14 protein-coding genes and 3 tRNA genes are annotated in these 16,210 nt (G+C 71.0%); 4 read left to right on the top strand and 13 right to left on the bottom strand.

What is annotated here, in order from left to right; genetic code table 11:
* Nucleotides 1-75 precede the first annotated feature (75 nt).
* Nucleotides 76-630, top strand: a complete 555-nt coding sequence (locus FLL47_RS25925) for a hypothetical protein (RefSeq protein ID WP_144123172.1) — start codon at nt 76-78, stop codon at nt 628-630.
* Nucleotides 627-1,952 (top strand): PrsW family intramembrane metalloprotease, encoded by a 1,326-nt coding sequence (locus tag FLL47_RS25920; protein ID WP_246158595.1) that lies wholly within the window; start codon nt 627-629, stop codon nt 1,950-1,952. Before FLL47_RS25925 ends, FLL47_RS25920 begins: the two co-directional genes overlap by 4 nt.
* 208 nt (nt 1,953-2,160) lie before the next feature.
* Here the strand turns inward: FLL47_RS25920 and FLL47_RS25915 are convergent, their stop codons facing one another.
* Together FLL47_RS25915 and FLL47_RS25910 are read right to left on the bottom strand one after the other, a co-directional pair.
* Entirely contained in the window at nt 2,161-2,397 is a 237-nt protein-coding gene (locus tag FLL47_RS25915; RefSeq protein ID WP_144123171.1) for a hypothetical protein, read from the bottom strand.
* 34 nt (nt 2,398-2,431) lie between these two features.
* Nucleotides 2,432-3,760, bottom strand: coding sequence for an ABC transporter substrate-binding protein (locus FLL47_RS25910; RefSeq protein WP_144123170.1), 1,329 nt, complete (start codon nt 3,758-3,760; stop codon nt 2,432-2,434).
* Nucleotides 3,761-3,888: 128 nt separating this feature from the next.
* On the opposite strand from FLL47_RS25910, the gene FLL47_RS25905 reads away from it, so the two are divergent.
* Complete coding sequence (locus FLL47_RS25905; protein WP_144123169.1) at nt 3,889-4,278, top strand: hypothetical protein; 390 nt, start codon at nt 3,889-3,891, stop codon at nt 4,276-4,278.
* Nucleotides 4,279-4,370: 92 nt separating this feature from the next.
* On the opposite strand, the gene FLL47_RS25900 is transcribed toward FLL47_RS25905, so the two are convergent.
* The 9 genes from FLL47_RS25900 to FLL47_RS25860 all read right to left on the bottom strand — a co-directional run bounded on the left by FLL47_RS25900 (nt 4,371) and on the right by FLL47_RS25860 (nt 13,680).
* The gene (locus FLL47_RS25900) at nt 4,371-4,898 is read right to left on the bottom strand and encodes a GNAT family N-acetyltransferase (RefSeq protein WP_144123168.1); all 528 of its coding nucleotides are present in this window, start codon (nt 4,896-4,898) and stop codon (nt 4,371-4,373) included.
* A 211-nt stretch (nt 4,899-5,109) separates the two neighbouring features.
* Nucleotides 5,110-5,186, bottom strand: a tRNA-Phe gene (locus FLL47_RS25895).
* 27 nt (nt 5,187-5,213) lie between these two features.
* Nucleotides 5,214-5,290 (bottom strand) — tRNA-Asp (locus tag FLL47_RS25890).
* A 54-nt stretch (nt 5,291-5,344) separates the two neighbouring features.
* Nucleotides 5,345-5,417, bottom strand: a tRNA-Glu gene (locus FLL47_RS25885).
* 130 nt (nt 5,418-5,547) lie between these two features.
* Nucleotides 5,548-6,369 (bottom strand): polysaccharide deacetylase family protein, encoded by an 822-nt coding sequence (locus FLL47_RS25880; RefSeq protein WP_144123167.1) that lies wholly within the window; start codon nt 6,367-6,369, stop codon nt 5,548-5,550.
* 86 nt (nt 6,370-6,455) lie between these two features.
* A complete protein-coding gene (gene idi, locus FLL47_RS25875) occupies nt 6,456-7,007 on the bottom strand; it encodes an isopentenyl-diphosphate Delta-isomerase (RefSeq protein WP_144123166.1) in 552 nt (183 codons plus the stop codon).
* Nucleotides 7,004-8,431 (bottom strand): phytoene desaturase family protein, encoded by a 1,428-nt coding sequence (gene crtI, locus FLL47_RS25870; protein WP_186315910.1) that lies wholly within the window; start codon nt 8,429-8,431, stop codon nt 7,004-7,006. The genes idi and crtI overlap by 4 nt, the downstream gene beginning before the upstream one ends.
* A 168-nt stretch (nt 8,432-8,599) precedes the next feature.
* Entirely contained in the window at nt 8,600-10,873 is a 2,274-nt protein-coding gene (locus FLL47_RS25865) for a WD40/YVTN/BNR-like repeat-containing protein (protein WP_144123165.1), read from the bottom strand.
* A gap of 71 nt (nt 10,874-10,944) precedes the next feature.
* Nucleotides 10,945-13,680 (bottom strand): cellulose binding domain-containing protein, encoded by a 2,736-nt coding sequence (locus tag FLL47_RS25860; RefSeq protein WP_144123164.1) that lies wholly within the window; start codon nt 13,678-13,680, stop codon nt 10,945-10,947.
* Between the two features lie 347 nt (nt 13,681-14,027).
* Here FLL47_RS25860 and FLL47_RS25855 point away from each other — a divergent pair, with 347 nt between their 5' ends.
* Nucleotides 14,028-14,576: a hypothetical protein gene (locus FLL47_RS25855; RefSeq protein ID WP_144123163.1), complete on the top strand. Its 549-nt coding sequence runs from the start codon at nt 14,028-14,030 to the stop codon at nt 14,574-14,576.
* Nucleotides 14,577-14,634: 58 nt separating this feature from the next.
* On the opposite strand, the gene FLL47_RS25850 is transcribed toward FLL47_RS25855, so the two are convergent.
* The gene (locus FLL47_RS25850) at nt 14,635-14,838 is read right to left on the bottom strand and encodes a hypothetical protein (RefSeq protein ID WP_144123162.1); all 204 of its coding nucleotides are present in this window, start codon (nt 14,836-14,838) and stop codon (nt 14,635-14,637) included.
* 93 nt (nt 14,839-14,931) lie between these two features.
* Nucleotides 14,932-15,921: a LuxR C-terminal-related transcriptional regulator gene (locus tag FLL47_RS25845; RefSeq protein WP_144123161.1), complete on the bottom strand. Its 990-nt coding sequence runs from the start codon at nt 15,919-15,921 to the stop codon at nt 14,932-14,934.
* Nucleotides 15,922-16,210: the final 289 nt, after the last annotated feature.

Genomic DNA, 16,210 nt, shown 5'->3' with positions numbered 1-16,210 from the left:
CGTCAAAGCCCGAAGGCCGGGCGGGGTTGATCGATATAGCAGCATTCAAGTTCTATGCACCGCTACGGTCGGACCATGGTCGCCCATCGGCTGGTGCGGAACCTGCTTGGAGGGGCAGCGGTGCTCGCTGCCCTGCTGCTGGTCGTCTTCGGGCTGCCGGCCATCAACCGGGCGGTGCCGACCGACCGCTCCCTGGCCGGGCGGCTCTACGAGGTGGGCGCGGGGGTCAGCGTCCAGCCGCCGCCCGGAGCCCGGGTCGACGCCAGCAAGACCCGGCCGGGGGAGGAGCGGGCCGCCGTGCTGTTCCTGGTCGGCGACGTGCGCTACGCGATCGTGGTACAGCCGTTCGGGGGGCAGATCGCGGAGGCGGCCGACAAGCTCCGTACGAAGATCAAGGCGACGCAGGGTTATCAGGTCACCGGCGTCGAGGGCGCCGTCGACACGGCCAGCGGGCTGTCCGGCCTGTCCGGCGGGTACACCGCCCCCGGCCGGTGCGGCCGCTACGCCGTGTTCCTCGCCGACGGCCGCTCCATCGAGGTCACCGTGAGCGGCGCCCAGCTGGAACTGCAGCGGGAACTCGCCGGCATCGACGACTCGATCAGCTCCATCCGGTACGGCGGTGGCCGGTGACGGTCGCGGGCCGCTCCGGCGGGCGGCGCTGGCGGTTCTCCGTACGCCCGACTCCCCGCGCGGCGCGTGCCCTGAAGTCGCTCCAGCTGCCTGCGTTCTGGCTGCTCGGCCTCATCATGCTGGCCGGGATGGTGCGCCTGCTGGAGATCCTGCGTGCCGACCTGGCCCGGTTCCCCGTCGCCACCACCTCGGCGGTGCTCCTGTTCGCCCTGTACGCGGTGCCCTTCTGGCTGTTCATCGCGTCCATGGACTTCCTCGAACGCGAACCGCCGCTGCTCATGGCGACCGCGTTCGCCTGGGGCGGCGCGGTGGCCACCACCGCGGCCATCCCCGGCACCCAGGCCGCGCACGACCTGATCGCCAAGCTGATCTCGCCCGCCTTCGCTGCGACCTGGGGTTCGGCCATCGCCGGGCCGACCATCGAGGAGCTGCTCAAGGCGCTCGGCGTGGTGATGATCGTGCTGGTGGCCCGCAAGCAGATCAACAGCGTGCTCGACGGCATGGTCTACGGCGCGCTCATCGGGCTGGGCTACCAGGTGGTCGAGGACGTCGTCTTCGCCGTCAACGCGGTCGCGCTGCGCGGCCAGGGCGACGGCGTCGGCCCCGTCGTGGCCACCTTCTTCCTGCGTGGCTTCCTCGCCGGCCTGTGGAGCCACACCCTGTTCACCGCGCTCGCCGGCGCGGGCATCGCCTGGTTCGTGGTGCGCACCGACAAGCCGATGTGGTGGCGCCTGGGCGGTCTCTGCCTGGGTCTCGGGCTGGCCTGGCTCACCCACTTCGTGTGGAACTCGCCCCTGTTCGCCGACGGCCTCGGCTCCGGGGCCGCCGGAGTGCTGCTCGGCATGCTCGGCAAGGGGCTGCCCGCGCTGGCCATGGTGCTGGCCCTGCTGTGGGTGGCCCGGCATCGCGAGGCCCACTACTACGTCGCGCAGCTGGCCCGGCTGCACGATCCGCAGATCGCCACCCCCGGCGAGCTGCAGATCATGGGCCATGGCCACCTGCGGGCCGACGCCCGCCGCTACGGCAAGGCCCGCTGCGGCCGGGCCGGTGAGCGTGCCGTACGCGGCCTGCAGACCGCGCAGGCCCGGTTCGCGGTGGAGCTGAGCCGGGTGGACCACATCGCGCCCGGCGACATGGTGCTGGTGCACTGCCGCGACGAGGTGCTGGCCCAGCGGCAGCGCCTGGTCGCCCTCGGCCACCCCGAGGCGGTCGTCTCGCCGATGCGCCCCGCCGTGCCCCGGGTGGTGGTGCTCGGCGCGCTCTTCGCCGTCGTCCTGTTCCTGCTCATCTGGCAGGCCATCCGCACCATGGGCGCGACCTGACTGCCACCCCGCCCCACCCCACACCGCCCCACCCCCCCGCCCCACCGCGCGCACCACGCTCCGCGGTCGCACCTCGCCCACCCCGCACGGTCGCGCCCCGCGGGCGCGCGGAACCCGCCAAACAACGACGCTGGCCTATCTCATCGAAAAAACGGCGATCGTTTTCGATGTGATAGGCCAGCGTCAATGTAAAACGCGGCGGGCCGCGTCAGTTGGGGGCGTGGCCGCCGTCGCCGTCGACCGTGATCTCCGGCGTGCCGTCCTGGTCGAGGTCGACCAGGGTGATGTCGACCTCGCCGTCGTGGTCGGTGTCGAACTGGAACAGGTCGGCCTTGCCGTCGCCGTCGGTGTCGGACACCCACACGTCGGTACGGCCGTCGTTGTCGGTGTCGCCCTTGATCAGGTCGCGGCGGTCGTCGCCGCGGGTCTCCACGGACTCGCTCATGACTTCTCCTTAACGGGGGTCGTACCGCAACACGTTAGTGGCGGAGTTTGGCACCGGCCGCGGCGAGCGCCTTGATCGCGCCGGCAGACTCGGCATAGCCGATGACGAGCACCCCGTCGGGCCTCGTCGGGATGACCTGGTTGGCGATCTTCGAGAGCTCGGCCTCGTCCTTGACCTCGCCGCCGTCGGTGATCTCGTAGACGTACGTCTGCACGTCGACCTCGCTGACGCCGGCCTTGACCAGTTCCTTGGTGACACCCTCGGCGAGCTTCTTGCCGTAGTTGTCGCTGTGCGTGACGATCGCGACCTTCTGCAGGCCGTCGCGCAGCATCACGTCGGCCAGTGCCCGCGCCTGCAGCACGTCCGAGGGGGCGGTGCGGAAGTACAGGCCCTTGTCCTCGTAGCCGGTCAGGTCGGCCGAGGTGTTGCAGGGCGAGAACATGACCATGCCGTACTTGATCGATTCCGGCAGCGTGGCGAGCGCGATACCGGAGGCACCCGGGCCGATCAGCACCTGGACCCCGGCCGCGTGGTGGCTCTCGATGGTGGCCTTGGCCTTCACCGGCGACGTGCCGTCGTCGCCGTCGATCCACTTCACGGGCTTGCCGAGCACGCCGCCCGCGGCGTTGACCTCCGCGACCGCGAGCAGGGCGCCCGCCTCCATCGGCGGCGTGGTGTAGGCCAGCGAGCCGGTCTTCGGCAGCAGGCCGCCGAAGATCAGCTGCTTGTCGGTGGTGCCGTTCTTCACCGGCGTCGGCGGCTTCTGCGCGGTCACGTTCCGCTCGTTGCCGGTGCCGAGGTACTCGGTCTTGCCGTTGTCGAGCTGGTTGCCGGAGTCGAAGTGCATGGTGCCGTAGCTGGTGGTCGCGGGCTCGCCGACCTCGGCGAAGCCGTACCGCACGGTCACGCCTCGGTAGGAGATCGGCTTGCCGTCCTCGGCCAGGGCGAGGCACTGCTTGATGCTGCGGCAGATGTTGCCGCCCACGGTCACCGCGTTGATGAACTTGGCAATCTTCGCGGGCTCGGTGCTGCCGGCCTGCTGGGCGGCCAGCGCGCTGATCGCGACCGCGTCGTACGCCTCGCCGGCGTACAGCAGGTCCTTCAGGCCGGGTTTGATCGATTTGAGCCGCTGCAGGAACGACTCGTCCAGCTCGGTCAGCGGCAGCGTGCCCTTCATGCCGTTGAGCAGGCCGGGCTGCTCCTTGAAGGCCGCGCCGAACTCGTTCGCCATGTTGCCGTCGGTGCCGTAGAGGTACGCCCCCTGGTACGCCGGGTCCTGGGAATCGTCCGGCGTTGAGCTGCAGGCGGACAGGCTGAGCAGCGAGACGCAGGCAGCGGCGATGACAGCTCGCGAAAAACGCATGAGGGTGCCTCCATGGCGATGGTCCAACGGGCACCTTAGCGCTGTTCCCTGGTTTGGGGGAGGGGCCAATACGTCCGATGGGTGGCGAGTGCTCCGGTACGGTTGCCGCCGCCCGTTAGGCTCCCACCGTGACCGTCGATCCAGACCACTCCTTCGAGGACGCCGCTCTCGTGCTTGACCAGGCACTCGCCGGGGACGGCAGAGCGGTGGCAGGCACCCTCGACGAGGTGGTGAAACGCGACGGCAGTTCGGGCGCCTACAACGTCGCCTGGTGCCTGGCCGGCGAACTGGCCGGCGACGGCGTCCGGGCGGGCGCCTGGGCGCTCGACTTCCCCGGCATTGACGAGGCGGCGTACGACACCCGCTGGGTGGCCCGCTTCGTCAGCGCCTACGTCAACCGGGACGAGCCCACCGGCGAGGCCCTCATCGGGGCCGCGCTGGCCGACGGGCAGCTCCCCCAGTGCCTGCTCATGCTGGCCGGCTCCACCGTAGCCACCAAACGCCGCCGCGAATCCTGACCGCTGCACCGGGTCAAGATCGCTGTTTGAGGTCAGATCGTCAGGTCGGACCCCGTTTTCTGACCCGAGACGGCGATCTCCGCCCGGACCGGCTACGTCAGTTCGATCCAGTAGCGGCGGGTCCGGCCGAGGTCGGTGTCGCGGATGTCCTCCAGGACGCCGCTGTTGCGCTCGATGGTGCGGGCCGAGGCGGGGTTGGCGTCGTCGCAGGTGATGAGGACCCGGGGTAGTCCCAACTCGCGGGCGTGCGCCAGCACCCCGGCCACGGCCTTGGCGGCCAGGCCGCGCCCGCGTGCCGAAGGGCGTACCGAGTAGCCGATGTGCCCGCCCGCGTGCAGCAGGGACTCGGTCAGCCGGTGCCGCAGCGTGATCGAGCCGAGGACCCGGCCGTTCTCGACGATCCACCAGTACGTGGCGTGCACCAGCCCGTCCGCCATGGGGACGGACTCGTCCGACGACGTGTCGAGCAGCCGCACCCAGTCGGCGAACCCTTCGGGGCTGTCCACGTCCTTCGCGTGGTGCAGCCCGCTGCCGTGCTGCACCACATCGCGCCCCCACTCGTCGCGCGCGTCGAGCCAGGCGCGGTGCAGCAGGACGGTCGGGGCGACGAGTTCAGCCATGCGACGACCCTAAAGTGGCCGGGACCGCGTCGCCACGGATTTGCCGGTACCGACCAGGCCAGGGGCGCTTAGCCACCGTCGGATCGAGGGACGAGTGCGGTGCATCACGCTCACTCGTTCGTGGCTGTCGGTGCCCGGATACGAAAAAGCCCCGAGCCGCAGCCTGATTGCTCAGGCGCAGGTCGGGGCTACAAAGCCCGGCGAAGAGCTTTGGTGGCCAGGGGCGGGGTCGAACCGCCGACCTTCCGATTTTCAGTCGGACGCTCGTACCAACTGAGCTACCTGGCCGAAACCACCCAGGGGGTGGCCGAACATTGGCGGTCCTGACGGGACTTGAACCCGCGACCTCCGCCTTGACAGGGCGGCGAGCACTCCAACTGCTCCACAGGACCTTGCACTTGCACTTGCTCTTCTTGCTCCCGGAGACCTTATCAGGTCCCGGTTCGTGCCCCCAACGGGATTCGAACCCGTGCTACCGCCTTGAAAGGGCGGCGTCCTAGGCCGCTAGACGATGAGGGCGGCCGAACCATCATCGCACACGGCTGCGATAAAGCTTGCAGCTGCCTGTGATGGTGGCTGTTGCTCCCATCCGGCCCCGCCGGAGGCTCGGAAAGCATATGTGACCAGCAACCGTTCCGCCAAATCGGGGTCAGAACGTGTCGGGCAGGCGGATCAGGTGGTACTTCGCGCGCAGGCCGGAGATGATGCCGGGCAGTGCGGCCAGGGTCTGCGTGCGGTCTCCGCCGGCGTCGTGGAGCAGCACCACGCCCCCGGCCCGGGTGCCCTTGACGACCCGGCTGGAGATGGTGGAGGCGGCGGGGCGGCGCCAGTCCTGCGGGTCGACGGTCCAGTGCAGTGGGCTCATGCCCAGGCTGCGGGCGATGCGTACGGCAGCCGCCGTCCAGTTTCCGCCCGGGTGCCGGAAGTAGCGGATCGGGGCGCCGGGCGCGGCGGCGTTGATCGCGTAGTTGGTCGCCCGCATGTTCGAGCTGATCTTCTCTGCGGACCAGGTGCCGAGCTTGAACTCGTGGTTCCAGCTGTGGTTGCACAGGGTGTGGCCTTCGGCGACGATCTGCCGGACCAGCGCGGGATGTGCCTTGACCTGGGTGCCGACCAGGCAGAAGGTCGCCTTGACGCCCCTGGCGCGCAGCACCTCGAGCACCCGCGGAGTCCAGGTGGGGTGCGGCCCGTCGTCGAAGGTCAGCGCGACGCCGGACGAGCCGCTGGTGCGCTGCAGGACGTACGACTTCTCGGTGGTGGGCCGCGGGGTCGGCGACTTGCTCGGCGCGGGGCTGGTCGACGGGCTCGGGCTGGCGCTCGGCGACGGACTCGGCGAGGGTGAAGGCGAAGGCGAGGCTGAGGGGGACGCCGACGGCATGGCCGTGGGTGTTCGGCCGCCGCAGCCCGCTGCCAGCAAGAGTGTGAAACCGGTCACCACGGCGACGAGGCCGTGGGCGCGCCGCAGCTTCATCGCCGCTCCCCCAGGTCGGTCCACCCCCGTGGAGACCTCAGGGTGCCACAGTCAGGCCCGTGGCGAAATGGGGCGGCGGGCCCGGTTCAGGACACCTCACCGAGCGCGGGTACCGCCACCGCGGTGACCCCGGCCAGCCAGGGGGCGAAGTCGTCGGGCCGCTCGTCCAGCCAGCCGAGCAGGTCGGCGGGGTGGACCCAGCGCAGCGCGGCGACCTCGGCCGGGTCGGGGCGCGGGGGCTCCGAGCCGGGGCCGAGGATGCCGAGCAGTACGTGGTCGTACTCGTCCTCGACCCGGTCGGTCGAGGGGTCGACGGCGCGGTAGGCGTACACCCCGATCTCGGTGAGGGTGACGCCGCGCACGCCGATCTCCTCGGCCAGGCGGCGGGACGCGGCGGTGACCAGGTCCTCGCCCGGGCCGGGGTGGCCGCAGGCCGCATTGGCCCAGCGCAGCGCGAAGCGGGTCTTCACGGCGGCCCGCTGCTGCAGCAGCAGTCGGCCCTGCGGGTCGAGCAGGTGCACGGAGAAGGCGCGGTGCCGGATGCCGGGGGTGGTGTGCGCGTGGGCGACGGTGGCCTTGCCGCAGGGCGCGCCGTTCTCGTCGACCAGCTCGACCAGATCTTCTTCGCGAGACCTCATGCCCGTGCTCCGACCACTCGACGTGCCGCCGCCCGGCCCGAGATCAGCACCATCGGTACGCCGACGCCGGGACGGGTGCCGGACCCTGTGAAGACGACGTTACTCAGGGTTGGATGAAGGTTACCCGGTCGCAGCGGGCCGCTCTGACGCAGCGTGTGTGCGCTGGCGAACGGCGTGCCGTGGGCCATGCCCTGGCGGGCCCAGTCGTCGGGCGTCACCACATAGGACAGGGCCAGGTTGCCGCCGAGGTCGAGATAGCCCCGGGCCTCCAGGGTGGCCATCAGCTCCCCGGCGTAGCGGCGGCCGACCGGCCCGTCCCAGCGCACCGGCGCGGTCCGCAGGTTCGGCACGGGCGCGACCACCTGGTAGGTCTGGCGGCCCGCGGGGGCGGCCGTCGGGTCGGTCCGGCTCGGGTTGGTGACCAGGATCGACGGGTCGCTCATCAGCTCGCCGCGGTTGACCACCTCGTCGAAGGTCTGCCGCCAGGAGCGGCCGAAGTGCAGGTTGTGGTGGGCGATGCGCTGGTATCCGCCGCGGTCGTCGCGGGTGCCCAGGTGCAGCACCACGCACGACGGCGACGGGGTCAGCCGGCGCAGCCGGGCCGGTGGCATGCCGGGCAGCAGGCTGTACGCCGCGGGCAGGTCGGGGTTGAGCACGATGGTGTCGGCGGTGAGGCGCTCGCCGTCGGCGGTGTGCACCGCCACGGCCCGTCCCGCGCGGGTCTCCACCGAGGTCACGTGGGTGTGGTAGCGGAAGTTCACGCCGTGCTTCTCGGCCGCCGCGGCCAGGGCCCGGGGCACCGCGTTCATACCGCCGCGCGGATACCAGACCTCGGTGACGGTGTCCAGGTAGGACGCCGCCTGGTGGTCGCGGCCGGTGAACAGGTTGCGGAAGGAGAACAGCCGCTGCGTACGCGGGTCGGCGAAGAAGTCGGTGAGCCGCCGCCGCGCCCCCTCGGTGGCCAGGGTGCGCCAGTGGCCCGCCGGGTCGCGCCGCTCGAACTGCTGCAGCCGCCGGGCCCAGCGCAGGAAGCGCAGGTAGCCCGCGGCCTCCTTGCCGCCGCACAGCTTCGCGATGGCCGCCACCATCTTGTCCGTGTCGGCATGCACGTCCAGCGTGGTGCCGTCGGGGAAGTGGGCGCGGTACGCCGGGTCGAGCCGGATCAGCTCGATCCAGTCGTGCAGGTGTTCCCCCACCGCCGCCAGCGGCTCGGCCAGCAGGTCCGGTGCGGTGATCATCGTGGGGCCGGTGTCGAACCGGTGCCCGTCGAGTTCCAGCACCCCGACCTGGCCGCCGGGGTTGCCGGAGCGTTCGATCACGGTCACTTCGCGGCCTGCCCCGGCGAGGTGCAGCGCGCAGGAGAGTCCGCCCAGCCCTGCGCCGACGACAATCACATGATTTGTCGGCCCCATTACGGTTCGCACGAAATCATGGTGGCACGTTCGGCCGGACTGACACGCCAAACAGCTGGCGATGTGTGCCGTTTGCCCGATATCTGACAAGTCGGCAAAACCCCGCCACCGCACCCGGATCGATGCGATACCGGTCGCACCGACCGGCGATCCGGACGCGGTGGCGGGTATTCATGCAGGTCAGCGTGGTTCGCCGACGATGATGCCGCGGCCGTTGGTGCCGACGTAGACACGGCCGTAGACCCTCGGGTCGCCGATGACGACCGCCCCGGTCCACGCCCACTGGTGGCGGTCGTCGTTCAGCCGCGTCCAGTGGCGGCCGCCGTCGTCCGAGCGGAAGATCCCGCGGACCCCGCGCACCTTGGCGCTGCTGTAGACCGCCGGATAGGAGCGCCTCGGAGCCGCCTTTCCGAAGCCCACGTTGTCGGCCTCGTCCACGCCCGCCAGCTGCGTGAACGTGCTGCCGCCGTCGGTGGAGCGCCACATCCCGTACACCCCGCCGGTCTTGCCGCCCGCCAGCCATACGTCCCCGGCGACCCCGGGCACCGCCTGGAAGCGCACGTCGCCCTCGGCCGGCAGGCCGGTCGCCGCGGCCGTGAAGGTGGCCCCGCCGTCGGTGCTGACGTGGAGAGTCCCGGCGGCGAAGGCGTACATCCGGGCCGGGTCGACCCGGTCGGACTCGACCCGCGCCCCGGCCGGCACGCCGGAGCTGGGCGTCCAGGTCGCACCGCCGTCGGCGGAGTGGTGCACCGCCGCGCCGTCGGGCGACCAGAGCACGTGCGTGCCGTCGGCGTTCACCGCGACCCGGCCGCCGCCGGAGATCCCGTCCGGTTGCGACACCGCGGGTGACCAGGTCGCGCCGCCGTCGTACGAGATGCCGAAGCGCTCCCCGCCCGTCGGGTTGCCCACCCGCACCACCGTCTGCGGCGCGAGTGCGGCGAAGTCCAGCCCGGTGGTGCTGCCGTGGGTCGGGTTGGCGAACATCAGCCCGGGGTGGGCGAAGTCGTGGTGCACGAAGCCGCCCACGTCCCCGACGGCCGAGATCAGGTGTGCGCCCACCGGCGGGCTGACCAGGTCGAGCACCGCCGTCTCCTCCAGGCCCCGGGCCCGCACCTCGATGTGCACCGTGCCGCCGGTGTCCCAGTCGGTGAGGTTGTCCGCCGCGTAGATCGTCGCCCCGGTGCCGTAGAGCAGCCGGTCGGAGTCGAACGGGTCGATCTCCAGGGACTCCGTCATCCAGCCGAGCTTCGGTGCCTCCTCCGGCAGTGCCGGGGTCGCGTTCCAGGTCAGCCAAGGGGCGTCGGTGATGTCGAGGTCGTAGCGCTTGACCCGGTTCGGCCAGGCGCCCCAGTCCCAGGACCGGGTCCAGGTCGCGCCGCCATCGGTGGTACGGAAGAACACCACGTCCGGCCACCAGGCGATCTGGGTGGCCACCAGCAGCGTGCCCGGCCGCTGCCGGTCGATCGTCAGGCCGGAGTAGCCCCAGCCGCCGTTCTCCGGCGTGATGTCGGTCCAGGTGTCCGTGGCGGTGTCCAGCTTCCAGACCTTGCCCGAGCCGCCGTCGTACGGGCCGCCGGTGTCACTGGTGGCCAGGTAGAGGAATCCGCCCACGTGGTCGAGCACGCCCTTGTGCGGCACGTGCCCGGTCGGCGCGCCCGGCACCGCGGCCCAGGTCGCCCCGCCGTCGGCGGACCGGTAGAGCGGGTTCTCCTTGTCGGCCACACCGACGTAGATCGTCTGCGTGCGCCGCCGCCGGCCGCCGGTGCGCGGGTCGAACACCACCCAGACCACGCCCTGCAGGTCGTTCGAGTAGCCGCTGGTGTCGTTCGGGTCGGCCCGGTAGGTGCCCGGGTTCGGGAACGCGCTGACCTGCGCCCAGCGCTCGCCGTGGTCGGTGCTGCGCCACAGCCCGTGGCCGCTCGGCGCGCCCAGGTAGAGGACCTCGTTGCGGTTCGGGTCGATCGCCAGGCGCTCGCCCATGCCCCGGCCCGGCATGTTGCCGCCCAGTTTGAACGGCAGCTCGGTGACCTTCCAGGAGCGGCCCCGGTCGCGCGAGCGCAGGATCGCCCCGTTGTTCGGATCCCAGTCGTTGGTGTACGTCCCGACGGCGGCGTAGACCCGGTCCGGGTCGCGGGCGTCGGTGGCCAGGCTGGCCACCCCCGACCAGCCCCACTTCTCCCAGCCCACCCAGTCCAGCAGTGGCACCCATCGGCCGGTGGACGGCTGCCAGCGGTATGCCCCGCCGATGTCGGTGCGGGCGTACACCAGGCCGGGTTCGGACTGGTTGAACACGATCCCGGGGACGAAGCCACCCCCGACGATCTCGACGTTGTCCCAGCGGTAGCCCTTCTCGCCGGCGAGCGCGGGCACGCCGAGCAGACCGGCTCCGGCGGCGGCGCCGACGGCTCCCGCTGCTCCCAGCAGGCCGCGGCGGGAGATCCGTGCCTCGTTCATCTGCTTCCTCTCTGCGCACGAGTGAGGCGCCCCTCCCGCCGGGGAGGGACGCCTCGGTTCTCAGTGGGCGATCACAGCGCGGTGCAGGTCACCGGCGACGGGATCGGGTTGGAGCTGTTGTTCCAGGAGGCGTTGAAGCCCGCTGTCGTGCTGGTGGTGGGCGCGAGCGCGCCGTTGTAGCCCTCGTTGACGGCCTGCACCGCGGACCCGGTCTGGGTCCTGATGCCGCCCCACATCTGCGAGATCACCTGTCCGGCGGTGAAGGTGAAGTTGACCCGCCAGCCGGTCGTGGCGACCGTGCCGGTGCTGGTCACCTTCAGCTCGCCGGTGAACCCGCCGGGCCACGAGTTGACGACCCGGTAGGTCGCCGTGCACGCCTTGCCGCCCGGCGAGGACGGGCTGGGCGAGGCCGACGGAGACGGCGACGCCGATGCGCTGGGCGAGGCCGACGCGGACGGCGAGGCCGACGGCGACGCGGAGGTCGACGCCGACGGGCTCGGCGGCGGGCTCGACGGCGTCACCGTGGCGTCGCCGTAGATGATGCCGCGGCCGTTGGTGCCCAGGTAGACGCGGCCGTAGGTGCGGGGGTCACCGGTGATGGCGTCACCGGCGTTGCCGTACTGGTGCTGCGCGTCGTTGATGCGGACCCAGGTCGCGCCGACGTCGTTGGAGCGGTAGACGCCGCGTACGCCGTCGATGGTGGCCATGGTGTAGACCGCCATGTTGGTGCGGCCCGGCGCCGCCTTGCCGAAGCCGATGCCGACCCCGCTGGCCGATGCGGCGAACTTGGTGAACGACGTGCCGGAGTTCGTCGACCGGTAGACGCCGGTCTCCCCGGCCAGCCAGATCTCACCCTCGACGCCCGGCATCGCCTTGAAGTTGCCGGTCGCGCCCAGCCCGGTGGCGGTGCTGGTGAAGCTCTGCCCGCCGTTCGTGCTCACGTAGAACGTGCCGTTGTAGAGGGCGTAGAACTTGTTCGGGTTGACCCGGTCCGACTCGACCTTGGCCGTGGCGGGCGCGCCGCTGGCCTGGCTGAAGCCGCCGCCGAAGCTGGTGGCGTAGAAGACGCCGTTGGCCTCGGTGCTCCACACCACGCGGGTGCCGTTGGCGTTCAGCGCGACGGTGCCGCCCTGCGCGCCGCTCGGCGAGCTGCCGGACCACCAGTTCGCGCCGCCGTCGCTGGAGACGCCGATGTTGGTCTGCCCGTTGGCCGTGCGCGCGCCCTTGCCGACCCGGACCACGTAGCTCGGGTTCAGCTCGGCGTAGTCGAGGCTGTTCGTGCTGCCGAAGTACGGCATGTCGAACATGTCCGGGACCACGTCGAGGCTGGTGTGCCGGAAGCCGCCGATGTCGCCGACGCCGGAGATCAGCGGCGAGGTCCCGGTCGGCGGGCTGATCAGGTCCAGCACCGCGGTCTCCTCCAGGCCCTTGATGAACGGGCTCAGCGCCACCGTGCCGCCGGTGTCCAGGGCGGTGAGGTTGGTGGTGCCGTAGATCGTCGCGCCGGTGCCGAACAGCATGCGGTTGGCGTTGAACGGGTCGATCTCCAGCGCCTCGGTCATCCAGCCCAGTTTCGGCGACTGCTCGGGGGCCGACTTCTGCTCGTTGAAGTCCAGCCACGGCACACCGGAGATGTTCAGGGTGTACCGGTTGGTCCGGTTCGGCCAGGCGTAGTCGTAGAACTGCCGCCAGGTCGCGCCGCCGTCGGTGCTGCGCCAGATGAACGTGTCCGGATACCAGGAGCTGTAGCCGGTGACCATCAGCGTGTTCGGGTTCTGCCTGTCGACCGACAGGCCGGAGTACCCGAAGTAGTTGTTGCTGGTGTCGCTGGACGGGACCGGGCTGATCTGGGTCCAGGTGCCGGTGGACAGCTGCATCTTCCACACGTCGCCGTGGCCGCCGTCGTACGGGCCGCCCTTGTCGCTGGTGGTGATGTACAGGTAGCCGCCGGCGATCTCACCCTGGTGCGCCAGGTAGCCGGTGGGCTGGCCCGCGACGCGCTCCCAGCTGGTGCCGCCGTTGAGGCTGCGGTACACGGTGTTCTGCAGGTCCGCGACACCGACGTAGATGGTCTGCGTGGTGTTGCCGGCGGTGCCGGTGGACTTGTCGAACGTGACCCAGCCGATGCCCTGGCTGAAGTTCAGGTAGTTGTTGGTGTCGGCCGGGTCCTGCACGTAGTTGCCGGCGTTCGGGAAGTTGGTGACCTTCGCCCAGGTCACGCCCGAGTCGGTGCTGCGCCACAGGCCGTTGCCGGCCTCCGCGCCGAAGTAGAGGGTGCTGTTGCGGTTCGGGTCGATCGCGAGCCGCTCGCCCATGCCGCGGCCGGGCATGTTGCCGCCGACCTTGAACGGCAGTGCGGTGGCGGCCCAGGTGGCGCCCTTGTCGGAGGAGCGCAGGATGGCGCCGTTGTTCGGGTCCCAGCTGTTGAGGTACATGCCGACCGCGGCGTACACCTTGCTGGTCTGCACCGGGTCGGTGGCGATGCTGAGCACGCCGTTGTAGTTCCAGTGGTCCCAGCCCGCGAAGTCGAGCAGGGGGATCCAGCTGCTCGTGGACTGGTTCCAGCGGTAGGCGCCGCCGATGTCGGTGCGGGCGTAGATCAGGTTCTGCTCGGTCGGGTTGAAGACGATGCCGGGCACGAACCCGCCACCGTCGATGCGGACGTTCTTCCAGGTGTACGGCTCGGACGCGGCCGCTGCGGCCGGGGTGCCCCCGGCCAGCTGGGTGACGACCGCCAGCGCACCGGCCGTCAGCGTGGCGGCGAGGGTGCCGGCGAGGGTACGGGTTCTTCGGGCACGGGGTTGCATCTGTGGCACTCCAGTGGGGGACGGTGCCGCTGGCGCACAGGTAGCGGGGGCGGGCCCGGGCAGTGTTCACCGCCGCACCGCCTGTGCCGGCAACGGCGACAGAACGTGCGAATGCGTGGCGCGGGACTGCCCTCGGTTGCGCGCACCGGTCCCGTGGAGAGGTTCACACGGCCGTCACAGGCATGTCAATAGTTTAATGTGCCAACGAACTAGTGTCCGATGTGCCCGGTCGGCGGGTGCGTGCGGACCCGCCGCGCTTAGATCACATAGGAGACAATGGTTAGGTGCGGCTTGCCCGGCCGTTGTAAGGTCTGCCCGCGATCCCTCAACCTCTCCGGAGCTCGATCATGAGTGAATACACCCCCCAGGTGAACCTGGTCAGCCGTACCGGCGCCGGCGTGGTCGGCGGTGTCGCCGGCGGCCTGTTCCTGGCCCTCGCGCTGCAGATCACCGGTCACATCAAGCCGTACGCCCAGCTCGTCGGCGAGGTCGAGGCCTCGACCGCATGGGTCATGGTGCTGATGGTCGCGGGCGCGGCCGGCGGCCTGTTCGGCGCGTTCGTCGGCAAGTTCATCCGCGGCCAGATCATCCCCGCGGTCGGTGTCGGCCTGGTCTGGGGCATGATCACCTGGCTGGTCCTGGCGATGCTGATCCTGCCGCTGTTCGGCGACGGTTCCGTCTTCGGCATCAAGGAGGCCGGGGGCATCGTCATCCTCGGCGTCTACGTCGTCTTCGGCGTCGTCACGTCGATCGTGTACGCCATCGCCGGCCCGCGCCGCCGCCACTACTACCGCCGCCGCCGCGAGGTCGGCTTCGTGATGGCGATGCCGTCGCTCCGCCGCCGTCGCCGCAGCCGCCGCTCCGACGCCGACCTCGTCGAAGAACTCGAAGACTGACCCGAAGGAAGGGCACCTTCACAACGCTATGCGTTGTAGAAGGTGCCCTTCTTAACGTCTAGAGGGTGCGGGCGATCTCGGCGAGCACGTCGGAGGGGACCTCGACGACGGTCTCGTGCGCCGGGATGTCCAGCTGGCGCAGGGCCTCCGGGTCGGTGACCCGCCACCCCTGGACCACGAACGTGTCCCGGTCGGTGCGGTACAGCGACGGGCAGTTGGTGTCCCCGGACAGCACTGTCTTGCGGATGAACGTGAGCTGCACTGGTCCCCCTGGCTAGACGGCACGGGCGCGTGTCAGCTTAGCGAAGAGAATGGTGCAAATCGCGCAAGGCGGCCGGAGTCTCCGCCGGGTGCGTCACCCCCGGCGCACCGCCCACAGCGCCGCCTCGGTCCGCGAGGCCGAGCCCGTCTTGCGCAGCAGGTTGGACACGTGCACCGCGACCGTCCGGATGGAGATGTCCAGGGTCCGGGCCATCTGCTTGTTGGACATGCCGGCCGCCAGGCAACTGAGCACCTCCTGCTCGCGCGCGGTCAGTTCGGCCGCCTCCGGTGCGGAGGCCGGCCGCAGGTGGCCCGGCATCGGCTCGTCGAGCAGCGCCTGCGGCCCTCGCCCGGCCGTCGTCGCGAGCAGTTCGACCAGCCAGTACGGGTTGCCGCCGGTCCGCTCGCAGACCGCCCCGGCCAGGTGCTCGGGGATCACGCCGTGCACCTGAGTGACGATCTCCGCCACGTCGGCCGGTCCCAACGGGCCCAGGTGCTGGCGGATCGCCCCGCGCGCGCCTGACAGCCGGGCGAGCGTCCGGGCAACCAGCTCCGGCGAGTCCGCCGCGTCCGGTGGGCGGCTGGTCACCAGGATCAGCACCGGCAGATCGGGCGCGGCGGCCAGCTCGCCGACCAGATTGAGGCTGGCCGGGTCCAGCGCGTGCAGATCCTCCACCACCAGCACCGCGGGGCCCGTGCCGACCAGCGCCCGCACGGTACGCACCGCGAGCCGCAGCAGCGCGCCGGGCGCATACCGCTCGCTCGGCGCATGCGGGTCCTGCGCCAGCCAGGCCAGGCCGTCGGCGGGCACCGGCAGATCGCGGGTGTCCCGGCCGCTGAGCACGGCCGCCAGCCAGTCGTACGGGGCCGGCGTATGCAGCCGCGCCACGCCGTACAGCACCGCGTCCGGGGCCGGGTCGAACGCCGCGAGCGCGCTCGCGATCAGGCGCGACTTGCCGATGCCGGCCGCGCCTGTGATCGACACCACGGCAGCCGGTGCGGGGCCGCCCTGGCGGACGTGCGACCACCGCCGGACGAGCTCCGCCAGCTCGGCCGCGCGTCCGACCATCGGCACCGGCGTCATCGGTTCACCATACGTACCAACGTCACGGGCACTCCTGCTGACCTGCATGCCCTCGCCACCGGGGCGGCTCGGACATCCCGATCCCGGTCGGCGAGCGGTGTCCGCGTATGCCGGACCGGTATGCGCAGACACGCCGTGGTCGCCGTCCCCGGACAGAACCGAGCCGGTTCAGACCGCCGGCCGACGGCTGTCGTCCGAGAAAGAAGCAGCTCAGACCGGATATGCGGGGCATCGCTCGGGTTGCCGGGAGGACCCGGCGGCCGACGGCCGGCAGGGATAAGTACTACTG

Origin of the sequence: Catellatospora sichuanensis, assembly GCF_007483665.1 — a bacterium.
GTDB lineage: Bacteria > Actinomycetota > Actinomycetes > Mycobacteriales > Micromonosporaceae > Catellatospora > Catellatospora sichuanensis.
This window is presented reverse-complemented; position numbering and strand designations above follow the sequence as displayed.

Bases quoted from the DNA above. Each gene is read 5' to 3' on its own strand.
- FLL47_RS25925 (WP_144123172.1), top strand. From the start codon at position 76: ATGGTCGCCCATCGGCTGGTGCGGAACCTGCTTGGAGGGGCAGCGGTG.
- FLL47_RS25915 (WP_144123171.1), bottom strand. From the start codon at position 2,397: ATGAGCGAGTCCGTGGAGACCCGCGGCGACGACCGCCGCGACCTGATC.
- FLL47_RS25910 (WP_144123170.1), bottom strand. From the start codon at position 3,760: ATGCGTTTTTCGCGAGCTGTCATCGCCGCTGCCTGCGTCTCGCTGCTC.
- FLL47_RS25900 (WP_144123168.1), bottom strand. From the start codon at position 4,898: ATGGCTGAACTCGTCGCCCCGACCGTCCTGCTGCACCGCGCCTGGCTC.
- FLL47_RS25880 (WP_144123167.1), bottom strand. From the start codon at position 6,369: ATGAAGCTGCGGCGCGCCCACGGCCTCGTCGCCGTGGTGACCGGTTTC.
- idi (WP_144123166.1), bottom strand. From the start codon at position 7,007: ATGAGGTCTCGCGAAGAAGATCTGGTCGAGCTGGTCGACGAGAACGGC.
- FLL47_RS25865 (WP_144123165.1), bottom strand. From the start codon at position 10,873: ATGAACGAGGCACGGATCTCCCGCCGCGGCCTGCTGGGAGCAGCGGGA.
- FLL47_RS25860 (WP_144123164.1), bottom strand. From the start codon at position 13,680: ATGCAACCCCGTGCCCGAAGAACCCGTACCCTCGCCGGCACCCTCGCC.
- FLL47_RS25855 (WP_144123163.1), top strand. From the start codon at position 14,028: ATGAGTGAATACACCCCCCAGGTGAACCTGGTCAGCCGTACCGGCGCC.
- FLL47_RS25845 (WP_144123161.1), bottom strand. From the start codon at position 15,921: ATGACGCCGGTGCCGATGGTCGGACGCGCGGCCGAGCTGGCGGAGCTC.